Genomic DNA, 18,585 nt, shown 5'->3' with positions numbered 1-18,585 from the left:
CCGGGCGGGCGAACGGCTCAGGCGTCGCGCAGGCGCCCCAGATGGCCGCTGAGCATGGCCGCGACGGTGCGGCAGGTGCTTTCCGCCAGCAGTTCCTCATCGAACAGCAACTCCACGGTGGAGTGGATCAGCTCGACCACGATCCGCGCGACCTGGGCGACGGCGGCCGGCGGCAGGCTGGGCAGCAGCAGTACCAGCAACGCGGCCTGCTGCGCCGCCACCCGGCGGTGCGAATCCAGGCGCACGTGCTCCAGCGAGGGCACCGCGCGCAGCGCCTTGAGGATCCACATGCCACCGGCGGTCTCGGCGGTGACCCGGTAGGTATCCAGCAAAAGCCCGGTCAAGACGTCTTCCACCCGCTCCAAAGGACCGGCCAGCAGCTCGGCATTGATCCGCCCGTCTATCTGCGCATTCTGCTTCTCCAGCAGGCGCCGGCCCAGTTCCTCCAGCAGGGCGTACTTGTTGGGAAAGTAGCGGTAGAGCGCCGGCGGGGTCAGCCCCGCGCAGTCGCAGACCAGATTGGTCGACAGCCGCTCGATGCCGACCTGACAGAGCACCTCCGCCGCCGCGGCCAGGATGCGTTCGTAGGTTTCCGCTGCCCGCTGCTGGCTGGGGCGGGCCTTGGGCGTGGCGCGGGGGGATGGAGCGGACTCTTTGGCGACCATGAAAAAGCTCTCGGCTAGACGAAAAAACACCTTGATGGGCAGTAAAATGATAGTTATAACTATCGTGTAGCGACAACTATCATATCAGCAACCGCGTTGCCCTTACTGCCTCCAGCCACAACCACAACAAACAGCAGGAGTCTCCTCCATGAAAACACCCTTCGCGCTCGCCGTCGCCCTCTGGGCGCTACCCCTGGCCCCGGTTCTGGCGGCCGACGCCGCACCGGTCCAGGGTCTCTGGCTGACCGCCGACCAGGGCGCCGCCGTCAAGGTCACGCCCTGCGCCGACAACGCCAGTGCCCTGTGCGGCACCATCGTCTGGGACAAGGACGCCGGCAATGCCCATGACACCTGCGGCACCCGCATCTTCCAGATGAGTCGCGACGACGGCGGCACCTGGCGCGACGGCTGGGTGTTCGATCCGCGCGATGGCAAGAAGTACAAGGGCTACGTCCGCCGCAAGGGCGACGACCTCAACATCCGCGCCTATGTCGGCACCGAGGTGCTCGGCAAGACCGAACAGCTCACCCCGCTGAGCACCCTCCCCGCCACCCCGCACTGCAGCTAAGCCACCGCAAGGAGCGACCCCATGAACCGGATTCTTCACCGCACCCAGGCGGCGGCCCTGCTGTGCCTGAGCATTCTCGGCAGCGCGGTCCAGGCCGATGACGACCTGGCCAGCTATGCTCTGACCATCACCCCGAGCCTGCTCTCGGACGTGCGCAACCGCAGCATCTCGGATTCGCTCAATCGGCCAGGGGCCAAGGTCACCGTGGAATTCGCCCACGAAAGCGGCCTGATCGGCCTGGCGGAACTCGGCACCGTGAGCAAGAAGCAGTTCCTCGACGGCGATGGCGCCAACGTGCTGCTGGCCGGCGGCTACCGCTTCGGCGATCCGGAGGCCTGGCACTTCGGCGTCGGGCTGGCCGGGGAATTCTTTCCCGGGGCCCACTTCAAGGCGCCCAGCCGCATCGATCCGGAGACCGGCGCCCCCGATGGCTTGCGCAGCACCAACTACAACAGCCAGTTCGCCGTGCTGGAGATCGGCTACGGGGCACTGCAGGGGCGCATCCTCAACGTGCTCTCGGAAAACTATCGCGGTGCCAACACCGCCGGCGTCTGCGGCGCCCAGCTGCAATTCAACCCCGATCCCACCAAGGGCCTGGAGTGCTATGCCAAGGGCGAGCACAACTCCCGCGGCAGCCTGCTCTACGACCTGGACTATCGCTACGAGCTGACCCCGCGCACCAGCCTCAAGCTGCACGCCGGCTACCAGCAGATCCGCAATTTCTCCGAGGCCAACTTCAGCGACTACGGCGTCGGCCTGGTGCATCGCCACTGGGGCTTCGACTTCGGCCTGGACTACCTGAGCCCCCATACCCGGGCGCGCGAACTCTACATCGCCGAAGACGGCGACCATCAGCGCGCGACGGACGAGGCCCGCTGGGTGCTGTCCGTGGCCCGTCCCTTCTGAGCCGGCGCCCATGAAACCTCACGTCTTCGCCACGCCGCCCGCGCCGGCCCAGGCCACCGCCCTCGACGGCCTGGTGCTGGTGGTGGACCTCGGCACCTCCGGCTGCAAGAGCGCGCTGGTCACCCTTGGCGGCGAGGTGGTCGCCTGGACCTTCCATGGCGTCACCCTGCACGTCGAAGGGCACAGCGCCGAACAGGAACCGGAAGACTGGTGGCAGGCCTTCCTGCGCGGCGCCGGCGAATTGCTGGCGGCGGATCCGGCGCGGCGGCGGCGGGTGGTGGCGGTGTGCTGCTCGACCCAGACCGAGGGCACGGTGTGCGTGGACGCCAACGGCCAGGCCCTGGGCCGGGCGCTGCTCTGGCTGGACATGCGCGGCGCCGAATCCGTGGCGCGGCGGGTCGGCGGCGGCCGGCTCAAGGTGGCCGGTTACTCGCCGTTCAAGCTGTGGCGCTGGATCCGCCTCACCGGCGGCGCGCCCTCGCTGTCGGGCAAGGATTCCGCCGGGCACATCGCCTATCTGCAGGACCACCAGCCGGAGCGCTATGCGCGCACGGTGAAGTTTCTCAATGTCCTCGACTTCATGAATCTGCGCCTTACCGGTCGCTGCTGCGCCACCGCCGATTCCATCTGCACCGCCTGGATCACCGACAACCGCGATTCGCGTCAGGTGAAGTACGACGCCGGGCTGATCCGCACCCTGGGCTTCGACCGCGACAAGCTGCCCGATCTGGTGGATTCCGCGGAGGTGATCGGTACCCTGACCGGCGCGGTGGCCGCCCAGCTCGGTCTGCCGCGCAGCACGCCGGTGGTGGCCGGCTCGGTGGACACCTCGGCAGTGGCGGTGGGCTCCGCGGTGGAAGACTTCGCGCCGCACCTCTACCTGGGCACCTCCTCCTGGCTGGGCGCCCACGTGCCCTTCAAGAAGTCCGATGTCCTGCGCCACATGGCCGCCGTGCCCAGCGCGGTCAAGGGCCGCTACCTGGCCATGGCGCTGCAGACCGCGGCGGGTGCCAACCTGTCCTTCCTGCGCGACAAGGTGCTCTACCACCCGGACGAACTCCTCAGCGACGAACAGCACCCGGATCTCTATGCGCTGCTCGACCGCATCGCCGCCCGGGTGCCGGCCGGCGCCCGCGGGCTGCTCTACACCCCCTGGCTGTATGGCGAGCGCAGCCCGGTGGACGATCCCAGCCTGCGCGCGGCGCTGATCAACCTGTCGCTGGAGCACACGCGGGAAGACATCATCCGCGCCTTTCTCGAAGGGGTGGCGCTTAACACCCGCTGGATGCTGGAACCCTTCGGCCGCTTCCTCGGCCGCCGACCGGAGCGGATCACCGCGGTGGGCGGCGGCGCCCAGTCCAATCTCTGGTGCCAGATCATGGCCGACGTCACCGGCCACGTGATCGCCCAGCCCGATGCGCCCATCCAGGCCAATGCCCGGGGCTCGGCCTATATCGCCGCCGCCGGCATCGGCGCCCTGACCTTCAGCGACGTGCCGGCGCTGCAGCGACCGCCGCGTCTCTACCAGCCTTGCCCCCAGGCGCGGGCGCGCTACGACGACAGCTACGCCACCTTTCTCGAAGTCCGCCGGCGCCTGGCGCCGCTCTACCGCCGCCTCAACCCCAACCAGGGAGCCCGACCATGAGCGATACCCTCGAAGCGCGCGAACAGGTGGTCGATCTCTGCCTGCACCTGGTGCGCCGCGGCTTCTTCGCCGCCACCGGCGGCAACCTGGCCCTGCGCCTGGACGCCGAGCGAATCGCGGTGACCCCCTCCGCCCTCGACTACTACCAGATGGGCGCGGAAGACGTCTGCATCCTGCGCCTGGCCGACCTGCACCAGCTCGAAGGCGATCGCGCACCCTCGGTGGAAACCGGGCTGCACGCCCGGGTGCTGCGGCGCTTTCCGGCCGCGGGCTGCAGCCTGCACACCCACCAGCCGCTGGCCAGCGCCTGCACCCTGCTGGGCGAGGCCCTGAGCGTCGACGACCCCGAGCGCTGGCCCGAACTGGGCCGCCGCTTGCCGCTGGTGGGCTATGCCCCCTCCGGCACCGGCTGGCTGGCCAAGCGCCTGGATCGCGCCCTGAGCGCCGAGAGCCCGGCCTATCTGCTGCGCAACCACGGGGTGCTCTGCTACGGCGCCAGCGCGCGCCAGACCCTGGCGGTGCTGGAGCAGCTGGAAGCCTTCTGCGAGCACTACCTGGTCGGCCGTATCGCCAACCGACCCGGCGTCTCCGCCGCCGACAGCCTGGCGCGCCAGCGCCTGCTGACCACCCTCACCGCCTCCCTCCCGTCCTGAGGTCCGCCATGAACCAGCCCCTGACCACCCCGCCGCCCCTGGTGCCCACGCCGCCGGCGATTTCCGCCTGGCCGGATACCGAGACGCTCTATCGCCGTTTCGACGCCCTGGTCAAACAGCCCATGCGCCCGCTGCGCCGCGAGGCGCTGGCCAAGGTCATGGGCTATTTCGACGAGCGCTGCCAGGGCTCGCGGCGGCTCGCCGAAGAAGCCAAGCGCTTCATTCCCGGGGGCATCCAGCACAACCTGGCGTTCAACCATCCCTTCCCCCTGGCCATCGCCCGGGCGGAGGGCGCCCACCTCACCGACGTCGACGGCAACCAGTACATCGACTTCCTCCAGGCCGGCGGCCCCACCCTGCTCGGCTCCAATCATCCCGGCGTGCGCGACCAGGTCCAGCGCATCCTCGCCGAGTGCGGCCCGGTCACCGGCCTGCTGCACGAATACGAGGTCAAGCTCGCCGAACTGGTCTGCCAGAGCGTGCCCGGCATCGACCAGGTGCGGCTGCTGGGCTCGGGCACCGAGGCGGCCATGGCCGCGGTGCGCCTGGCACGGGCCTATACCGGGCGCCGCTGGATCATCAAGATCGGCGGGGCCTATCACGGCTGGAGCGATCAGCTGGTGTACGGCATGCGCCTGCCCGGCACCGGGCGCATGGAGGCCCTCGGCATTCCCCGGGGCGCCACCGCCCACACCCAGGAAAGCCCGCCCAACGACCTCGACGCCCTGCGCCGGCGGTTGCAACTCAATCGCCTGCGCGGCGGCACCGCGGCGGTGCTGGTGGAACCCTTCGGCCCGGAGAGCGGCACCCGCCCGGTGCATCCGCAGTTCAATCGCGAGGTGCGCAAGCTCTGCGACGAATTCGGCGCCCTGCTGATCTTCGACGAGGTGGTGACCGGTTTTCGCGCCGGCATGGGCGGTGCCCAGGGCTACTTCAAGGTGCTGCCGGATCTCACCGTGCTCGGCAAATGCCTCACCGGCGGCTATCCCATGGCCGGGGCCCTGGGCGGCAAGGCCGAGGTCATGCAGCTGCTGGTGGGCGGCATCGGCACCTCGTCGAAGCGCGCCTTCGTCGGCGGCACCCTGTCGGCCAATCCGCTGTGCTGCGTGGCCGGCTACTACGCCCTCAAGGAGATCCAGCGCCTCGACGCCGCCGGCCAGGCCGGTCGTGCCGGCGATCGGCTGCGCCAAGGGCTGGACGAGATCATCGAGCGCCGCAACCTGCCCTATGCCGCCTACAACCTGGGCTCCATCGTCCATCTGCAGACCTCCGGCGTGCTGCTGCTCGACACCGGCAACCCGCTCAAGCTGCTGCGGGTGCGCAACGAAGCCAAGGCGCGCAAGCACATGATGGAAGAGATGGGCGCCGCCTACACCGCCCATGGCCTCATCACCCTGGCCGGCAGCCGCATCTACACCAGCCTGGCCGACACCGACGCCGTGATCGACGACGCCCTGGAGCGTTTCGACCGGGTCTTCCAACTGGTATGAGGCCGCCCATGAAAGCCGAACTGCGCCAGCAATGGCTGGATCTGCAGCAACGCCTGGCCCGCCAGGGCGAACGCTCGGCCCTGGCCCTGTCGGTACGCATACCGGGGGCGGGCAGCCTCTGGTACGGCACCCTGGGCGATGCCGCCCCCTGCGAGATCGAGCTGACCCGCAGCAGCGGCGGCGCCCTCGATCACGCACTCGTCTACCGCTCGCGACCGGATGTCGGCGCCATCATCCAGGGGGCCGGGCGCTATGGGCAGCATGTGGCGGACTTCGGCGGCCAGTTGCCGCAGCTGTTCGACGAGCAGGCCCGGCACCTGGGCCGGATGGCGCCCGCGGTGGCCAGGGGCGACGCCCTGGCGGAAGCCCTGGCCGACCAGGGCAACGTCCAGCTGCTCGGCGGCCACCCGCTGTGCCTGGGGACCACCGCCAGCCGCGCCGCCCTCAATGCCGAGCTGTTCGAGAAATGCGCCAAGGCCTACACCCTGGCCCAGGCCACCGGCGCCGTGCTCACCCGCCTGCCCTGGTGGGTGGTGCTGATCGCCACCCGCCGGCTCCAGCGCGACCAGCGCGCCGCCGCCGAGGCCTTCCGCCAGGGCCGGCTGCCGGCGGAAAGCCGCGGTTACTAGTTACTCTTCGAAGGTAGAGCCCATGACCGTCACCTCGCCCTCTCCGCCCCGCCAGGTCTGCGCCGCGCTGCTGCTGGGGTCCCTGGCCCTGCTCATCCTCGGCCTGCAGCCGCTGCTGCTCGGCGAGCTGTTCACCAGCGGTCGGGCCAGCCTCGATGGCCTGGGCCTGGTGGCCATGGGCGAGATCGTCGCCCTGGGCCTGGGGGTCATCGCTGGCGAGGCCCTGGGCCCGCGCCTGGGGCTGCCAGCCGTCCTGGTACCGGCGACGCTGCTGGCGATCGCCGCCGACCTGGCCAGCGCCCAGGCCAGCGGTGATCTGCTGCTGCTCGGCCTGCGCGCCCTCGCCGGCCTCGGCGAAGGCCTGCTGCTCTGGGCGGCGGTCGCGCTGATCGTGCGCCAGCCCGCCGCCGAGCGCCTATCCGGCCTGTTCATGGCGCTGCAGACCTTTTGCCAGGGCCTGCTGGCCGCCCTGCTGGCGCTGTGGATCCTGCCGCGCCTGGGCAGCCCCGGCGGCTTCCGGCTGCTGGCCGGCGTGACCGCCCTGGCCCTGCCACTGACCGCCGCCTTGCCCCGCCGGCTGGCGGCGCTGGAGATCGCTGGCAGCGTGCCCGTCCGCCATCGCTGGCGGCTGCCCCAGGCCCTGCTGCTGGCCTTCGTCGGCTGCCAGCTGGCGGCGGTCGGTGCGCTGTGGGCCTATCTGGAGCCCTATGGCGAAGCCCTCGGGCTGGACACCAGCCAGGCCCAGACCCTGATCGCCGCGAGCTTCGCCGCCCAGTTGCTTGGTGGTCTGGCCGGTGCAGCCCTGGTGGCCTGGCTGCCGGCCGCCGCCACCCTGATCCTGGCGACCCTGCTGCTGGGCAGCCTGGCCGCGCTGATCTACGGCCTGGCACCAGGGGCGCAGCTGACCTTCGCGCTGCTGTGCCTGGCCTTCACCTTTCTCTGGCAGACCCTCACCCCCTTCCAGATCAGCCTGGCTCTGCGACTGGACGCCAGTGGCCGCGTCGCCACCCTGGTGCCTTCGCTGCAACTGCTCGGCTGCGCCGCCGGCCCGGCGCTGGCGTCCCTCTGGCTGCAGGGCGCCGCGGTCCGGCCCGCCGCCCTGACCAGCGCCCTGCTCGCCCTGCTGGCCCTGGGGTTGGCGGCCCTGCTCGCCCTCAGTGCCCCCGGCTTCCGGCCGGTACCGCGCTGGCGCTGGCAACGCCCAGGCTGAATACTGCCGTCGTCGCCGCGTCGCCTCCTTCCTACCCCTTGCGGACTGCTGCCATGAATGCGCCCCTCCCCGATCCCGCTCCCGCCCTGATCGACCCCGAGACCCTGCAGCGACTGTTCGCCGCCCAGGGACCACGCGCCCTGGCCCTGCGCGGTTCCAGCGCCGCCGAGCGGCTGACCCTGCTGCAACGCCTGCAGGGCGCCCTGGTGGCGCGGCGTGGGGCGCTCTATGCGGCCTTTCGCCAGGACTTCGGCAAGCCCGAGGTGGAGGTGGAACTGTCGGAGATCATGCCGGTGCTGGAAGAGATCCAGCACGCGCGCCGCCACCTGCGCCGCTGGATGAAGCCGCGTCGGGTGCGACCGACCCTGACCTCCCTTGGCTGTCCGGCGCACATCCATAGCCAGCCACGCGGCCGCTGCCTGATCATCGGCCCCTGGAACTACCCGGTCTCCACCCTGCTCGGCCCGCTGGTATCGGCGCTGGCGGCCGGCAACAGCGTGATGCTCAAGCCCTCGGAATTCACCCCGGCGGTCAATGCGGTACTGCGCGAGCTGCTGACCGAGGCCTTCACCCCGGACACCGTGGCCTTTTGCGAAGGCGACGTCACCACCGCCCAGGCGCTCCTGGCGCTGCCCTTCGATCACTTCTTCTTTACCGGCTCCACGGCCGTGGGCCGCCTGGTGATGCAGGCCGCCGCCCGGCACCTGGCCTCGGTGACCCTGGAACTGGGTGGCAAGTCGCCGGCGATCATCGACGCCAGTGCCGATCTGGACGCCGCCTGCGAACTGTTGCTCTGGGGCAAGTTCCTCAATGCCGGCCAGTCCTGCGTCGCCCCCGACCATGTCTTCGTCGCCCGCCGCCTGCTGCCAGCCTTCAAGGAACGCTGTCGCGCTCTGCTGGTGCAGCGCTACGGCACCGATGCCGCCGCCAGCCCCGACTACGCCCGGCTCATCCACCCGCGCCATGCCAGCCAGCTGATCGGGCTGCTGGAACAGGCCCAGGCGGCCGGCGCGCAGCTGATCCACGGCGGCGCGCACGATGCGGCCGGGTGCTATCTCGCCCCGACCCTGCTGGATTGCTCGGCCGTCGACAGCCCCCTGGACAGCCAGGAGCTGTTCGGTCCGCTCTTGCCGGTGATTGCCTACGACGACCTGGAGGAGGTGCTGCGGCGCATCGACGCCGGTCCCAAGCCCTTGGCGCTCTATCTCTGGAGTCGCGATCGCGCGGTGCAGCGACGGGTGGTCGCCCGCACCAGCTCCGGCAGCGTCGGCCTCAACCTGTGCATGCAGCAGTACACCCAGCTGCACCTGCCTTTTGGCGGCGTCAACCACTCCGGCAGCGGCAGCGCCCATGGCCAGGCGGGTTTTCGCACTTTTTCCCACGAGCGCAGCGTGCTCGCCGCCGGTCCACTGCTGGCCGTTCGTCTGCTGCTGCCGCCCTATTCGCCGCTCAAGCTGCGGCTGGCGCAATGGGTGTCGCGGCTGACCGGAGGCGGCTAGGTCCAGTACGAGAAGTACCTGCGCATCGGCGATGCTTCGTTGAAAAAGCCCTGGATCGCCAGCCCGGTCGGATTGCTCCTTTACCGCACCTACACTGCGCTTCCTCCGCTTTTTGATGGGTGAGCGCTCACCCTTCAGGCAGCCTTGGGCCTTTACTCCCCGTGGTCGTTTCAGCTCGCCTCACCTGCGCTCGGCGACGTTCGTACAGCACCGAGAAAACGCCCGGCAGGGCGCACCATCCGCCGGGAATGACGCTGCCGAGGATGCACGAGCGGCAAACCAGCCTTTAGAATGACGGGCCGCCAGCCTTGGGCGTGCCAATCTGCAATCGGCGCGGTCCAAGCCCGGCATGGGTTACCCTTGCACGTGAATTCTATTGAGCGGTGAGCTGAACGATGGGCTTTGAGCAACTAGCTGAACTACGCGACCGCCTGCGGGCCGAAAAAGCGCAGGTAAAGACCGAGAGCAACGAGCGGCCGGCGCGGAGACCTTCACCGAAAGCCAAGCCCCGCGAGCAGAAGCCCCGCGAGCAGGATCCGGTGGTCGAAGGCATCCGCCGTCTGCAAAAGCACTTCCCGCTGGCCTTTCCGGTCAATCCGGCCCCCAAGGTGCCGCTCAAGGAAGGCATCCTGAAGGACGCCGAGCAGCACCTGGAGCGCCTGGGCATCACCGGTGACCAGCTCAAGCAGTCGATCGCCACCTGGTGCCGTGGCACCCGCTACTGGGCGGCCATGACCGAAAACGCCCCGCGCCTGGATCTGGATGGCCAGCCGGCTGGCACCGTGACCGCGTCCCAGGCGGTCTATGCCAAGCAGCAGGCACGCCGCCAGCGCGCCCAGGCCCGCCGTGAGCAGGCCAAGGCCAAGGCAGACACCGCCGCGCCGGTCGAAGCCGAAGCGCCTGCAGCGACCGAGGCCGTCGCCGCTCCCGCGGACGACGCCTCCGCCTGAGACCCGCTGCCCCTGTCGCCCTGACAGGGGCAGTCGTTCCGGACGCCTGCCGCGCTAGGACCGCTGTCCCGGCAACTCGATCCGCATGACCGTGCCGCCACCCTCGCGCCCCAGGGCGACGATGCGGCCCTGATGCGCCGTGCAGATGGCGCGGGCGATGGACAGGCCCAGACCGCTGCCGCCCAGGTGACGCGCCCGAGAGCTGTCGGCGCGCCAGAAGCGGTGAAAGACCCGCTCGCGGTCGGCTTCGGCGATACCCGGGCCGCGATCGCGGAATTCCAGCACCAGCCCCTCGGCGAGGGCCCGCTGGACGATCTCTAGTTCGCCGCCGCTGGCGCCATAGCGCAGGAAATTCTCCAGCAGGATGTTGAGCAACTGGCCGATGCGATCGCGGTCGGCGTACAGCTGTTGGCGGGAATCCAGCCCCAGGCGAAGTCGTATCGCCTCGGCCTGCAGCTGGGGGGCGAACCAGGCCAGTCGCTCTTCCACCAGCGCCGCCAGGGCGAAGGGCCGCTGGTCCAGCGCCAGTTGCCCGGCCTCGGCCAGCGACAGGGTATGCAGGTCGCCGACCAGGGTGTTGAGCAGGTCGAGCTGGCGCTTGACCATCTGCAACTGGCGGGCATCCGCGGGAAAGACCTCGTCGAGGATGCCCTGCACCCGCACCGAGGCGGCGTTGAGCGGGGTGCGCAGCTCATGGGCGAGGATGGCGCTGGAATCCCGCACGTCGCGTTCGTATTGCTGCAACCGCGCGGTGAGGCTGTTGAAGTCCAGCGCCAGGCGGCGCAACTCCGCGGGTGCCGTCTCGGCTACCTCCAGCCGGGTGTCCAGATCGCCCGACGCCACCCGCCGCGCCGCCGCGGCGATGGCGGAGAACTGGCTCGACAGCGGGCGTGACAGCCGAAAGCCGGCAAGCAGGATCAAGGGCACGGCCGCCAGCACCAGGCCCGCCAGCACCCACCAGTCGCGGCTGGCGATCCCGGGCAGGAAATAGCGCACCGGATAGTAGTGGCTGAACAGCGCCCAGAGCCGCGCCTCGTGCTCCTGCGGATCGGCGCGCAGCTGGAGGATTTCCGCCCGCGCCGCCTGGGGCACCTGGCGCAGCACCCACCAGTCGCCGAAGAGAAACCAGAGGTACATGCCGGCGGCGATCAGCAGCACCGCGCCCAGAGCCAGCAGGCTCATGCGCCAGCCAACCCAGCGCCCCAGCGGGGCCTGGCGCTTCATGAAAAGCGATAGCCGATGGCGCGTACCGTCACCGGCACGCCGGGAATGCCCGCCGCCTCCAGCTTGCGCCTGAGGTTGTGCAGGTGGGTGTCCACCACCCGCGCCAGGGCCTCGCTCTCCGGCAGGCAGCGCTCCAGCAATTCCTCGCGGGTAAAGGCCTTGTGCGGAGTGCGCATCAGGGTGGCGAGCAGGCCGAATTCGGTGGGCGTCAGCTCCAGGACGCGCGCCTCGAACGTGGCGCTGAAACTCTCCAGATCCACCGTCAGGGCCCCATGGCGCAGCCAGCGATCATCGCGCGGCGCCTGATGACAGCGGCGCAGCACCGCGTGCACCCGCGCCACCACCTCTTTGGGGTTGTAGGGCTTGACCACGTAATCGTCGGCGCCATAGCGCAGGGCGCCGAGCTTTTCCGGCTCGTCGCCGATGGCGGTAACCATGATCACCGGGGTATCCCCGGCGCGGCGGATCTGCGCCAGCACCTCGGTGCCACCAAGGCGCGGCAACATCATGTCGAGCAGGACCAGGTCGGGTCGCTCGCGCTGGAACAGGTCCAGCCCCTGGCGGCCGTCCTCGGCGAGCATCACCGTGAAGCCGTCGCGCCGCAGGTAGGCCTCCAGCACGCTGGCGCTGTCGGCGTCGTCTTCGACGATGAGTATGAGGTTGTCGCCCACGTCCGCTCTCTTGATCGAATCTCGACAATTCGCCGAAGGAATCTTGATTCGGCGTCCCTAGGCTGCGACCCATGCCTTGCATTGGGTCTGCCTGCCATGCCTTCACTCGCCGCTTCCGTCACCTGCCCGCTGCTGCTGGTCAGCCTGCTGGGCCTCAGCGGTTGCTCGCTGATTCCCGACTACCAGCGGCCGGCACTGCCGGTGCCCGCGCACCTGGGGCAGTGGCAACGCCCGGACGCTACGCCCGCGGCGGTCGTCGACCTCAGTCCGGAGGAGCGCCAACTGCTGGCCGCGGTCAGCGCTGAAGCCCTCCTGCCAGAGCTGGCGAGCCAGGCGCTGGCGGGCAATCGAGACTACCGGATAACCCAGCTCAGGGTCGAGCAGGCGCGGGCGCAGCTGGGAGCCCGCCAGGCCGAGCGCTGGCCCACCCTGGGCCTGGCGGTGCAGCGTCCGCGTCAGCGCTTCGCCGATCCGGCGCTGGACGAACGCTACCAGCAGGACCTGGCCACCGCCACCCTGGGCGTGGACGCCTTCGAACTGGACTTCTTCGGCCGCGTGGCCAGCCTGGGTGAAGAAACCCGCCACCAGCTGCTGGCCAGTGCCTATGGCCAGCAAGCCGCGCGCGGCGCCCTGGTGGTCGAGGTGGCGCGCCTCTTCCTGCTGGCCCGCGAGGCCGATGCCCAGGTCGCCAGCGCCCAGGCCATGGCCGCGCTCAGCGACCAGCTGATGCAGCGCACCCAGGCGCGCATCGCCGCCGGCGACCTGGCTCCGGCCGCACTGGAGCCCCTGACCCAGGCTGCCCTGGAGGCGCGCCAGCAGGTGCGACAGCGGCTGGGTCAGCGCACCCAGGCCTATGGGGCGCTGGCCTGGGTCACCGGCTACCGGCTGGCACCCTCCCCCAGCGCTGCGCCTGCCCTCGCCGGTCCTCCGCCGGAGCTGCCCGGCGAGTTGGCCGACCTGCCTTCCAGCCGCCTGCTGGAGCGTCTCGACGTGCGCGCCGCCGAGGAACGTCTGCAGGCGGCCAACGCCAGCATCGGCGCGGCCCGCGCCGCCTTTTTCCCGAGCATCCGCCTGAGCACCGCGGTGGGCCTGGCCAGTCCGCAATTGCAGGATCTGTTCAGCGCCGGGCAGGGGCTGCGACTGCTGACGCCGTCGCTGTCCCTGCCGCTGCTCGACGGCGGGCGCAACGGCGCCAACCTGGATGCGGCCAGGACCGCTCGCGACCTGGCCCTGGCCGCCTACGAGCGCACCCTGCAGGACGCCTTTCGCGACCTGGCCGACGGCCTGGAGGAGCGCCGCCTGCTGCTCGCGCAGCGCCAGACCCTGGACGCCCAGCTGCAGCTGAGCCACCAGCGCCGCCAGCGCCTGGCGCGCCAGTGGCAGGCCGGGGCTGGCGATCCCGGCGCCAGCCTGCAGGCCGGCCTCGACGACCTGCGCGCCAGTGAGACGCTGCGCCGGACCGAGCAGGCCCTGCGCCTCAATCGCCTGCGCCTGTACCGCGCTCTGCACGGCCTGGATCACCCTTCCGCCACCCGAGAGGACCTGCCATGACCCGCACCGCCCTGCTGCCGCTGCTGCTTTGCCTGACGCCCCTGGCCGGCCAGGCGGCCGACGCCTCGCCCTGGGGCGACCACACCGATGTCAGCCTCGGCTTGGTGGCCGGCGCGGTCAGTCGCTACCTGGGTTCGGCCGACTATCGGCCGCAGCTGCTGCCCCTGATGGTGGTCCAGCGCGGCCCCTTCTTTGCCGACACCAGTCGCGGCCTCGGCCTGCAATGGCAGTCGGCCCGGGGGCTGACCCTCAGCGGCGCCCTCAACTACGACGTCGGCCGCGATGACCGCGACAACGCCTGGCGGCCAGGCGCCGACCGGCTGCGGGGGATGGGCGAGGTCGACGGCGCCACGGTGCTGGACCTCACCCTGAGCCAGGCCCTGGCGCCCTGGCTCAGTCTCAACGCCGAGGGCGAATGGCGGCTGGCCGGCGCCCGGCGCGGCTCTCGCTATCGGCTGGGGGTGGAAGCCATAGTCCTGCACACCGACCAGGACACCCTGGCGCTGGATCTCGACGCCCACGCCGGCGACCGCCGCTTCAACCAGACCTATTTCGGCGTCACCGCCGCCCAGAGCGCCGCCAGCGGCTTCGCCCCGGCGCGTCTCGACCAGGGCATCCATGCCTATTCCGCCGCGCTGAACTGGTTGCACACCTTCGATCCGCACTGGAGTTCGGTGGCGACCCTGACCACCACCTACTACGGCGACCAGGCACGCGACAGCCCGCTGCGGCAGCGCGCCACCGCCACCACCGCCCAAGTCGCCCTGACCTACAGCTTCTGATCCTGGAGCCCGCCATGCCCGGCCCGCGCCTGACCTCCGCCCTCACCCTCCTCCTGCTGCTGCCCCTGCTGGGCGGCTGCTCACCGGATGAACGCCCCGGTCCGGTGCCCCTGCGCACCGTCAAGCTCGCGCCGGTCGCCCGGCTGACGGCCCAGGCGCCGCTGCTGCCCGGCCTGGTGCGCCAGCCACGCAGCACGGCGCTGGCCTTCGAGAATGGCGGGCGGGTGCTGCGGGTGGCCGTGGACGTGGGCGCGCGGGTCGCGGCCGGGCAGGTGCTCGCCGAGCAGGATGGCGAGCCGGCGCGTCTGCGCCTCGACCAGGCCAGCGCCCGGGTGCAGGCCGCCCGGGTAGACCTGGACCAGCGCCGCGCCGGACAACAACGGGCCCGGCAGCTGTTCGCCGAGGGCAACCTGGCCAAGGCCGAGCTGGAAGCCGCCGACGCCGCCCTGGGCGCGGCCCAGGCGCAGCAAAGAGGCGCGGAGGCGGAGCTGGCGCTGGCACGCCGCGCGCTGGCCGAGACCCGGCTGGTGGCGCCCTTCGCGGGCCAGATCGTCCTGCGCGCGCCGGAGCCGCTGCGACTGCTGGGCGCGGGCGAGACCCTGCTCGAATTGCAGGCCGAGGGTGAACGCCAGGTGGTGGTGCAGGTACCAGCCGCCCTGGCCCAGGGGCTGACGCCCGGCGCCCAGGCGCAGGCCTATGCCACGCGCGACGGCAAGCCCCTGGCGCTCCAGCTGGTCGGTCTTTCGCCGCGCGCCGAACAGGGCCTGCTGCAGGAAGCGGTCTTCGCCCTCGACCAGGGGGCGCCGGCCCTGCCCAGCGGCAGTCTGCTGGACGTGCGCCTGCCGCTGCCGGTCCAGGCCCAGCTGGCGGTGCCCCTGGGCGCGCTGCTGCCCGGTCAGCGCGGCAGCGCGGGGCAGGTCTTCGTCTACCAGCCGGAAACGCGGCAGGTGAAGCCGCGCCCGGTCACGGTGGCGGCCCTGCAGCAGGGCCAGGCGCTGATCGCCAGCGGCCTCGCCGAGGGCGAGCAGATCGTGGTGGCCGGCGCGGCATTCCTGCGCGCCGGCGAGCAGGTGCTGCCCTATCAGCCCAGCACCTTGCTCACGGGGGAGTAGGCCATGTCCCTGACCGCTTTCGCCCTGCGCCGGGGTCGCCTGGTGCTCTTCATCGCCCTGGCCCTGTTGCTGGGCGGGATCTATGCCTTTCTCGGCTTTCCGTCCCAGGAGGAACCCAGCGTGACCGTGCGCGACGCCCTGGTCAGCGTTGCCCTGCCCGGCCTGCCCAGCGACCGGGTGGAGGAATTGCTGGCCAAGCCGCTGGAAGACCGGCTGCGCGAATTGCCCGAACTCAAGACCCTGGTGACCACCCTGAGACCCGGACAGGCCATCATCCAGCTCACCGCCCGGGACGAGATCAAGGACCTGCCGGCGCTCTGGCAGCGCGTCCGCAACAAGGTCGCCGAGGTGGCGCCAGGGCTGCCCGAGGGCATCCAGGGCCCGCTGGTGGACGATGACTTCGGCCGGGTGGCGGTGGCGTCCATCGCCGTGACCGCGCCCGGTTTTTCGCCGAGCGAACTGCGTCGCGAGGTGGAAGGCCTGCGCCGCGCCCTCTATGGCCTGCCCGGGGTCGACCGTATCGCCCTCTATGGCCTGCAGGACGAGCGCGTCGTCCTGACCCTGGACGCCACGGCGCTGGCCCGCCTGGACCTGTCGCCCCAGGCGCTACTGGCGCAACTGCGCACCCGCAACGAGCTGGTCAGCGGCGGCAGCCTGCGCGCGGGAGAACGCGTGCTCAGCCTGGCCATCAGCGGCGAACTGGCCGATCCCGCCGCGCTGCGCGCCGTGCCGATCCAGCTGGCCGAAGGCCGCGCCGTGCCCCTGGCCGAGCTGGCCCAGGTGCGGATCGAGTCCGCGCAACCGGTGCGCAGCGCCGCCTTCTATCGAGGCGAACGCGCCCTGGTGCTGGGCATCGCCATGACCCCGGGCCGCAACGTCGAAGCCTTCGGCGCCGCGCTGCACGACCGGCTCGAGGAACTGGCGACCACCCTGCCCACCGGCTTCGCCCTGCATCGGGTGACCTTCCAGGCCGAGGTGGTGCACCACGCCATGGCGCGCATGCAGCACGTGCTGATGGAAACCATGGTGATCGTCATGGCCGTGGTCATGCTGTTCCTGGGCTGGCGCCTGGGATTGATCGTCGGCGCCATCGTCCCGCTCACGGTGCTGGCGACCCTGCTGGTCATGCGCGCCCTGGGCATCGAGTTGCAGACGGTGTCCATCGCCGCGCTGATCCTGGCGCTGGGGCTGCTGGTGGACAACGGCATCGTCATCGCCGAGGACATCGAACGGCGCCTGCGCGCGGGCGAAGAACGTCGCGCCGCCTGCGAGGCCGCCGGCCGGACCCTGGCCATCCCGCTGCTGACCTCTTCGCTGGTGATCATCCTGGCCTTCTCGCCCTTCTTTCTCGGCCAGACCAGCACCAACGAATACCTGAGGTCCCTGGCCGTGGTGCTGGCACTGACCCTGCTGGGCTCCTGGGCGCTGAGCCTGACGGTGACGCCGCTACTCTGCCTGCGCCTGGTGCCGGACCCCAGCCATGGCGGTACCAGCACCGACAGCGCCCTGCACCGCGGCTATCGCCGCCTGCTGGAGGTCCTGCTGCAGCATCGGCTGGCCTATCTGCTGGCCATGCTCGGGTTGCTGACCCTGGCCACCCTCAAGCTGCTCAGCTTGCCCTACGACTTCCTGCCGCCCTCGGATCGCAACCAGTTCCAGATCCCCCTCCAGCTGGAACCGGGCACCTCGGCCCAGCGTACCCTGGAACTCATGCAGGGCTTCAGCCGCTGGCTAGGCGAGGATGCCGATATCGCCGCGAGCATCGGCTACGTCGCCGAGGGCGGACCGCGCATCGTGCTGGGCCTGAATCCGCCGCTGCCCGGTCCCAATGTCGCCTATTTCACCGTCACCACCCGCCCGGACGCCGATCTCGCCCAGGTCATGGCCCGGGTCGGCGAGCAGCTGACCCGGGCCTATCCCGAGGTACGCGCCCAACCCAAGCGCTTTTCCCTGGGCACCACCGAAAGCGGCCTGGCGGTCTATCGCCTGAGCGGTCCGGACGAGACGGTCCTGCGTCAGCTGGGTGCCAACCTCGCCGACCTGCTCGCCGCCGTCCCCGGGACCCGCGACATCCAGGACGACTGGGGTCCGCGGCTGCTGCGCTACCAGGTCGAGGTCGACCCGGCCCGGGCCCGCGCCGCCGGACTCGACCGGCGCGACCTGGCCCAGGCGCTGCAACTGGCCGGTGACGGCCTGAGCGGCGCCCAACTCCGCGACGGCCAGTATCCGGTCGAGATCGCCGCGCGCAGCACGCCCCGCGGTGGGGATCCGGGCACCCTGCTGGTCTATCCCCAAGACGGCGGCGCACCGCTGCCACTGGCGGCGGTGGCCCGGATCGAGCTGGCCAGCGAGGCCGGGGTCAAGGTCAGGCGCAACCTGCAGCGCACCCTCATGGTCAGCGTCCGCAATCCCGGTATGACCGCCGCGACCCTGGTCGCCACCCTCGCGCCCCAGTTGCCCACCCTGCAGTTGCCACCCGGTTACCGCCTGGAGCTGGGCGGCGAGAGCGAGGATTCCGCCGCCGCCAACGACGCCCTGCTGCGCTATCTGCCACTGGCCGCCGTGGCCATGCTGCTGCTGTTCCTCTGGCAATTCGATTCCTGGCGCAAGGTGCTGATCATCGTCGCCAGCATCCCCTTCATCCTCATCGGCGTGGCCCTGGCGCTGTGGCTGAGCGGCCATCCCTTCGGCTTCATGGCCACCTTCGGCCTGCTGTCCCTGGCCGGCATCATCGTCAACAACGCGGTGCTGCTGCTCGAACGCATCGAAGCCGAACGCCAGGCCGGCAAGCCCCTCGTCCCGGCGCTGCTCGACGCCGCCGGCGAGCGCCTGCGGCCGATCATCATGACCAAGCTCACCTGCATCCTCGGCCTCATCCCGCTGATGCTCTTTGCCGGTCCGCTGTGGACCGGCATGGCCATCAGCATGATCGGCGGCCTGGCACTGGGCACCCTGGTGACCCTGGGGCTGATCCCGGTGCTCTACGCCCTGCTGTATGGCCGGCACCAGGACAGCTGAACGAGGCACCGG

Annotated in this window: 16 protein-coding genes; 13 read left to right on the top strand and 3 right to left on the bottom strand. The window is 70.7% G+C overall.

The genetic code is table 11. The features are described 5' to 3' along the window. Positions 1-17: 17 nt before the first annotated feature. Positions 18-665, bottom strand: coding sequence for a TetR/AcrR family transcriptional regulator (locus PVZ77_RS07975; protein WP_273806246.1), 648 nt, complete (start codon positions 663-665; stop codon positions 18-20). A gap of 148 nt (positions 666-813) precedes the next feature. On the opposite strand from PVZ77_RS07975, the gene PVZ77_RS07970 reads away from it, so the two are divergent. The 9 genes from PVZ77_RS07970 to PVZ77_RS07930 all read left to right on the top strand — a co-directional run bounded on the left by PVZ77_RS07970 (position 814) and on the right by PVZ77_RS07930 (position 10,215). Next, positions 814-1,233, top strand: coding sequence for a DUF2147 domain-containing protein (locus PVZ77_RS07970; protein ID WP_273806245.1), 420 nt, complete (start codon positions 814-816; stop codon positions 1,231-1,233). A 21-nt stretch (positions 1,234-1,254) separates the two neighbouring features. Beyond that, positions 1,255-2,139 (top strand): TorF family putative porin, encoded by an 885-nt coding sequence (locus PVZ77_RS07965; RefSeq protein ID WP_273806244.1) that lies wholly within the window; start codon positions 1,255-1,257, stop codon positions 2,137-2,139. Positions 2,140-2,149: 10 nt separating this feature from the next. Then, a complete protein-coding gene (locus PVZ77_RS07960; RefSeq protein ID WP_273806243.1) occupies positions 2,150-3,784 on the top strand; it encodes a xylulokinase in 1,635 nt (544 codons plus the stop codon). Beyond that, complete coding sequence (locus PVZ77_RS07955; RefSeq protein ID WP_273806242.1) at positions 3,781-4,437, top strand: class II aldolase/adducin family protein; 657 nt, start codon at positions 3,781-3,783, stop codon at positions 4,435-4,437. Before PVZ77_RS07960 ends, PVZ77_RS07955 begins: the two co-directional genes overlap by 4 nt. An 8-nt stretch (positions 4,438-4,445) precedes the next feature. Continuing rightward, positions 4,446-5,927, top strand: coding sequence for an aspartate aminotransferase family protein (locus PVZ77_RS07950; RefSeq protein ID WP_273806241.1), 1,482 nt, complete (start codon positions 4,446-4,448; stop codon positions 5,925-5,927). A gap of 8 nt (positions 5,928-5,935) precedes the next feature. Beyond that, positions 5,936-6,556 (top strand): class II aldolase/adducin family protein, encoded by a 621-nt coding sequence (locus PVZ77_RS07945; RefSeq protein WP_273806240.1) that lies wholly within the window; start codon positions 5,936-5,938, stop codon positions 6,554-6,556. Positions 6,557-6,578: 22 nt separating this feature from the next. Continuing rightward, complete coding sequence (locus PVZ77_RS07940) at positions 6,579-7,766, top strand: hypothetical protein (protein WP_273806239.1); 1,188 nt, start codon at positions 6,579-6,581, stop codon at positions 7,764-7,766. 53 nt (positions 7,767-7,819) lie between these two features. After that, positions 7,820-9,265 (top strand): aldehyde dehydrogenase family protein, encoded by a 1,446-nt coding sequence (locus PVZ77_RS07935; protein ID WP_273806238.1) that lies wholly within the window; start codon positions 7,820-7,822, stop codon positions 9,263-9,265. 395 nt (positions 9,266-9,660) lie between these two features. Next, positions 9,661-10,215, top strand: a complete 555-nt coding sequence (locus tag PVZ77_RS07930) for a ProQ/FinO family protein (protein ID WP_273806237.1) — start codon at positions 9,661-9,663, stop codon at positions 10,213-10,215. 54 nt (positions 10,216-10,269) lie between these two features. On the opposite strand, the gene PVZ77_RS07925 is transcribed toward PVZ77_RS07930, so the two are convergent. Continuing rightward, a complete protein-coding gene (locus PVZ77_RS07925) occupies positions 10,270-11,439 on the bottom strand; it encodes a sensor histidine kinase (RefSeq protein ID WP_273806236.1) in 1,170 nt (389 codons plus the stop codon). Further along, positions 11,436-12,110 carry a response regulator gene (locus PVZ77_RS07920; protein ID WP_273806235.1) on the bottom strand — a complete coding sequence of 225 codons (675 nt, stop codon included), beginning with the start codon at positions 12,108-12,110 and terminating at the stop codon, positions 11,436-11,438. The genes PVZ77_RS07925 and PVZ77_RS07920 overlap by 4 nt, the downstream gene beginning before the upstream one ends. Before the next feature lie 96 nt (positions 12,111-12,206). Between PVZ77_RS07920 and PVZ77_RS07915 the strand changes: the two genes are divergently transcribed. Genes PVZ77_RS07915 through PVZ77_RS07900 form a run of 4 tightly spaced genes read left to right on the top strand, consistent with a single transcriptional unit; the run spans position 12,207 to position 18,573 of the window. Further along, positions 12,207-13,661, top strand: coding sequence for a TolC family protein (locus PVZ77_RS07915; RefSeq protein WP_273806234.1), 1,455 nt, complete (start codon positions 12,207-12,209; stop codon positions 13,659-13,661). Next, the gene (locus PVZ77_RS07910) at positions 13,658-14,443 is read left to right on the top strand and encodes a MipA/OmpV family protein (protein WP_273806233.1); all 786 of its coding nucleotides are present in this window, start codon (positions 13,658-13,660) and stop codon (positions 14,441-14,443) included. The genes PVZ77_RS07915 and PVZ77_RS07910 overlap by 4 nt, the downstream gene beginning before the upstream one ends. Before the next feature lie 14 nt (positions 14,444-14,457). Beyond that, positions 14,458-15,555 carry an efflux RND transporter periplasmic adaptor subunit gene (locus PVZ77_RS07905; protein ID WP_273806232.1) on the top strand — a complete coding sequence of 366 codons (1,098 nt, stop codon included), beginning with the start codon at positions 14,458-14,460 and terminating at the stop codon, positions 15,553-15,555. 3 nt (positions 15,556-15,558) lie between these two features. Next, positions 15,559-18,573, top strand: coding sequence for an efflux RND transporter permease subunit (locus PVZ77_RS07900; protein WP_273806231.1), 3,015 nt, complete (start codon positions 15,559-15,561; stop codon positions 18,571-18,573). The last annotated feature ends 12 nt before the right edge of the window (positions 18,574-18,585 follow it).

The organism is Pseudomonas sp. SHLD1 (assembly GCF_028640935.1).
GTDB classification, from domain to species: domain Bacteria; phylum Pseudomonadota; class Gammaproteobacteria; order Pseudomonadales; family Pseudomonadaceae; genus Chryseomonas; species Chryseomonas aestiva.
The sequence above is the reverse complement of the archived record's forward strand: the minus strand, read 5'-3'. Positions and strand labels throughout refer to the sequence as shown.

What these genes read in the sequence shown, in the direction of transcription:
- PVZ77_RS07915 (WP_273806234.1), top strand. Translation starts at nt 12,207, where the DNA reads ATGCCTTCACTCGCCGCTTCCGTCACCTGCCCGCTGCTGCTGGTCAGC.
- PVZ77_RS07960 (WP_273806243.1), top strand. Translation starts at nt 2,150, where the DNA reads ATGAAACCTCACGTCTTCGCCACGCCGCCCGCGCCGGCCCAGGCCACC.
- PVZ77_RS07975 (WP_273806246.1), bottom strand. Translation starts at nt 665, where the DNA reads ATGGTCGCCAAAGAGTCCGCTCCATCCCCCCGCGCCACGCCCAAGGCC.
- PVZ77_RS07970 (WP_273806245.1), top strand. Translation starts at nt 814, where the DNA reads ATGAAAACACCCTTCGCGCTCGCCGTCGCCCTCTGGGCGCTACCCCTG.
- PVZ77_RS07945 (WP_273806240.1), top strand. Translation starts at nt 5,936, where the DNA reads ATGAAAGCCGAACTGCGCCAGCAATGGCTGGATCTGCAGCAACGCCTG.
- PVZ77_RS07905 (WP_273806232.1), top strand. Translation starts at nt 14,458, where the DNA reads ATGCCCGGCCCGCGCCTGACCTCCGCCCTCACCCTCCTCCTGCTGCTG.
- PVZ77_RS07965 (WP_273806244.1), top strand. Translation starts at nt 1,255, where the DNA reads ATGAACCGGATTCTTCACCGCACCCAGGCGGCGGCCCTGCTGTGCCTG.
- PVZ77_RS07910 (WP_273806233.1), top strand. Translation starts at nt 13,658, where the DNA reads ATGACCCGCACCGCCCTGCTGCCGCTGCTGCTTTGCCTGACGCCCCTG.
- PVZ77_RS07935 (WP_273806238.1), top strand. Translation starts at nt 7,820, where the DNA reads ATGAATGCGCCCCTCCCCGATCCCGCTCCCGCCCTGATCGACCCCGAG.
- PVZ77_RS07930 (WP_273806237.1), top strand. Translation starts at nt 9,661, where the DNA reads ATGGGCTTTGAGCAACTAGCTGAACTACGCGACCGCCTGCGGGCCGAA.
- PVZ77_RS07925 (WP_273806236.1), bottom strand. Translation starts at nt 11,439, where the DNA reads ATGAAGCGCCAGGCCCCGCTGGGGCGCTGGGTTGGCTGGCGCATGAGC.
- PVZ77_RS07955 (WP_273806242.1), top strand. Translation starts at nt 3,781, where the DNA reads ATGAGCGATACCCTCGAAGCGCGCGAACAGGTGGTCGATCTCTGCCTG.
- PVZ77_RS07950 (WP_273806241.1), top strand. Translation starts at nt 4,446, where the DNA reads ATGAACCAGCCCCTGACCACCCCGCCGCCCCTGGTGCCCACGCCGCCG.
- PVZ77_RS07940 (WP_273806239.1), top strand. Translation starts at nt 6,579, where the DNA reads ATGACCGTCACCTCGCCCTCTCCGCCCCGCCAGGTCTGCGCCGCGCTG.
- PVZ77_RS07900 (WP_273806231.1), top strand. Translation starts at nt 15,559, where the DNA reads ATGTCCCTGACCGCTTTCGCCCTGCGCCGGGGTCGCCTGGTGCTCTTC.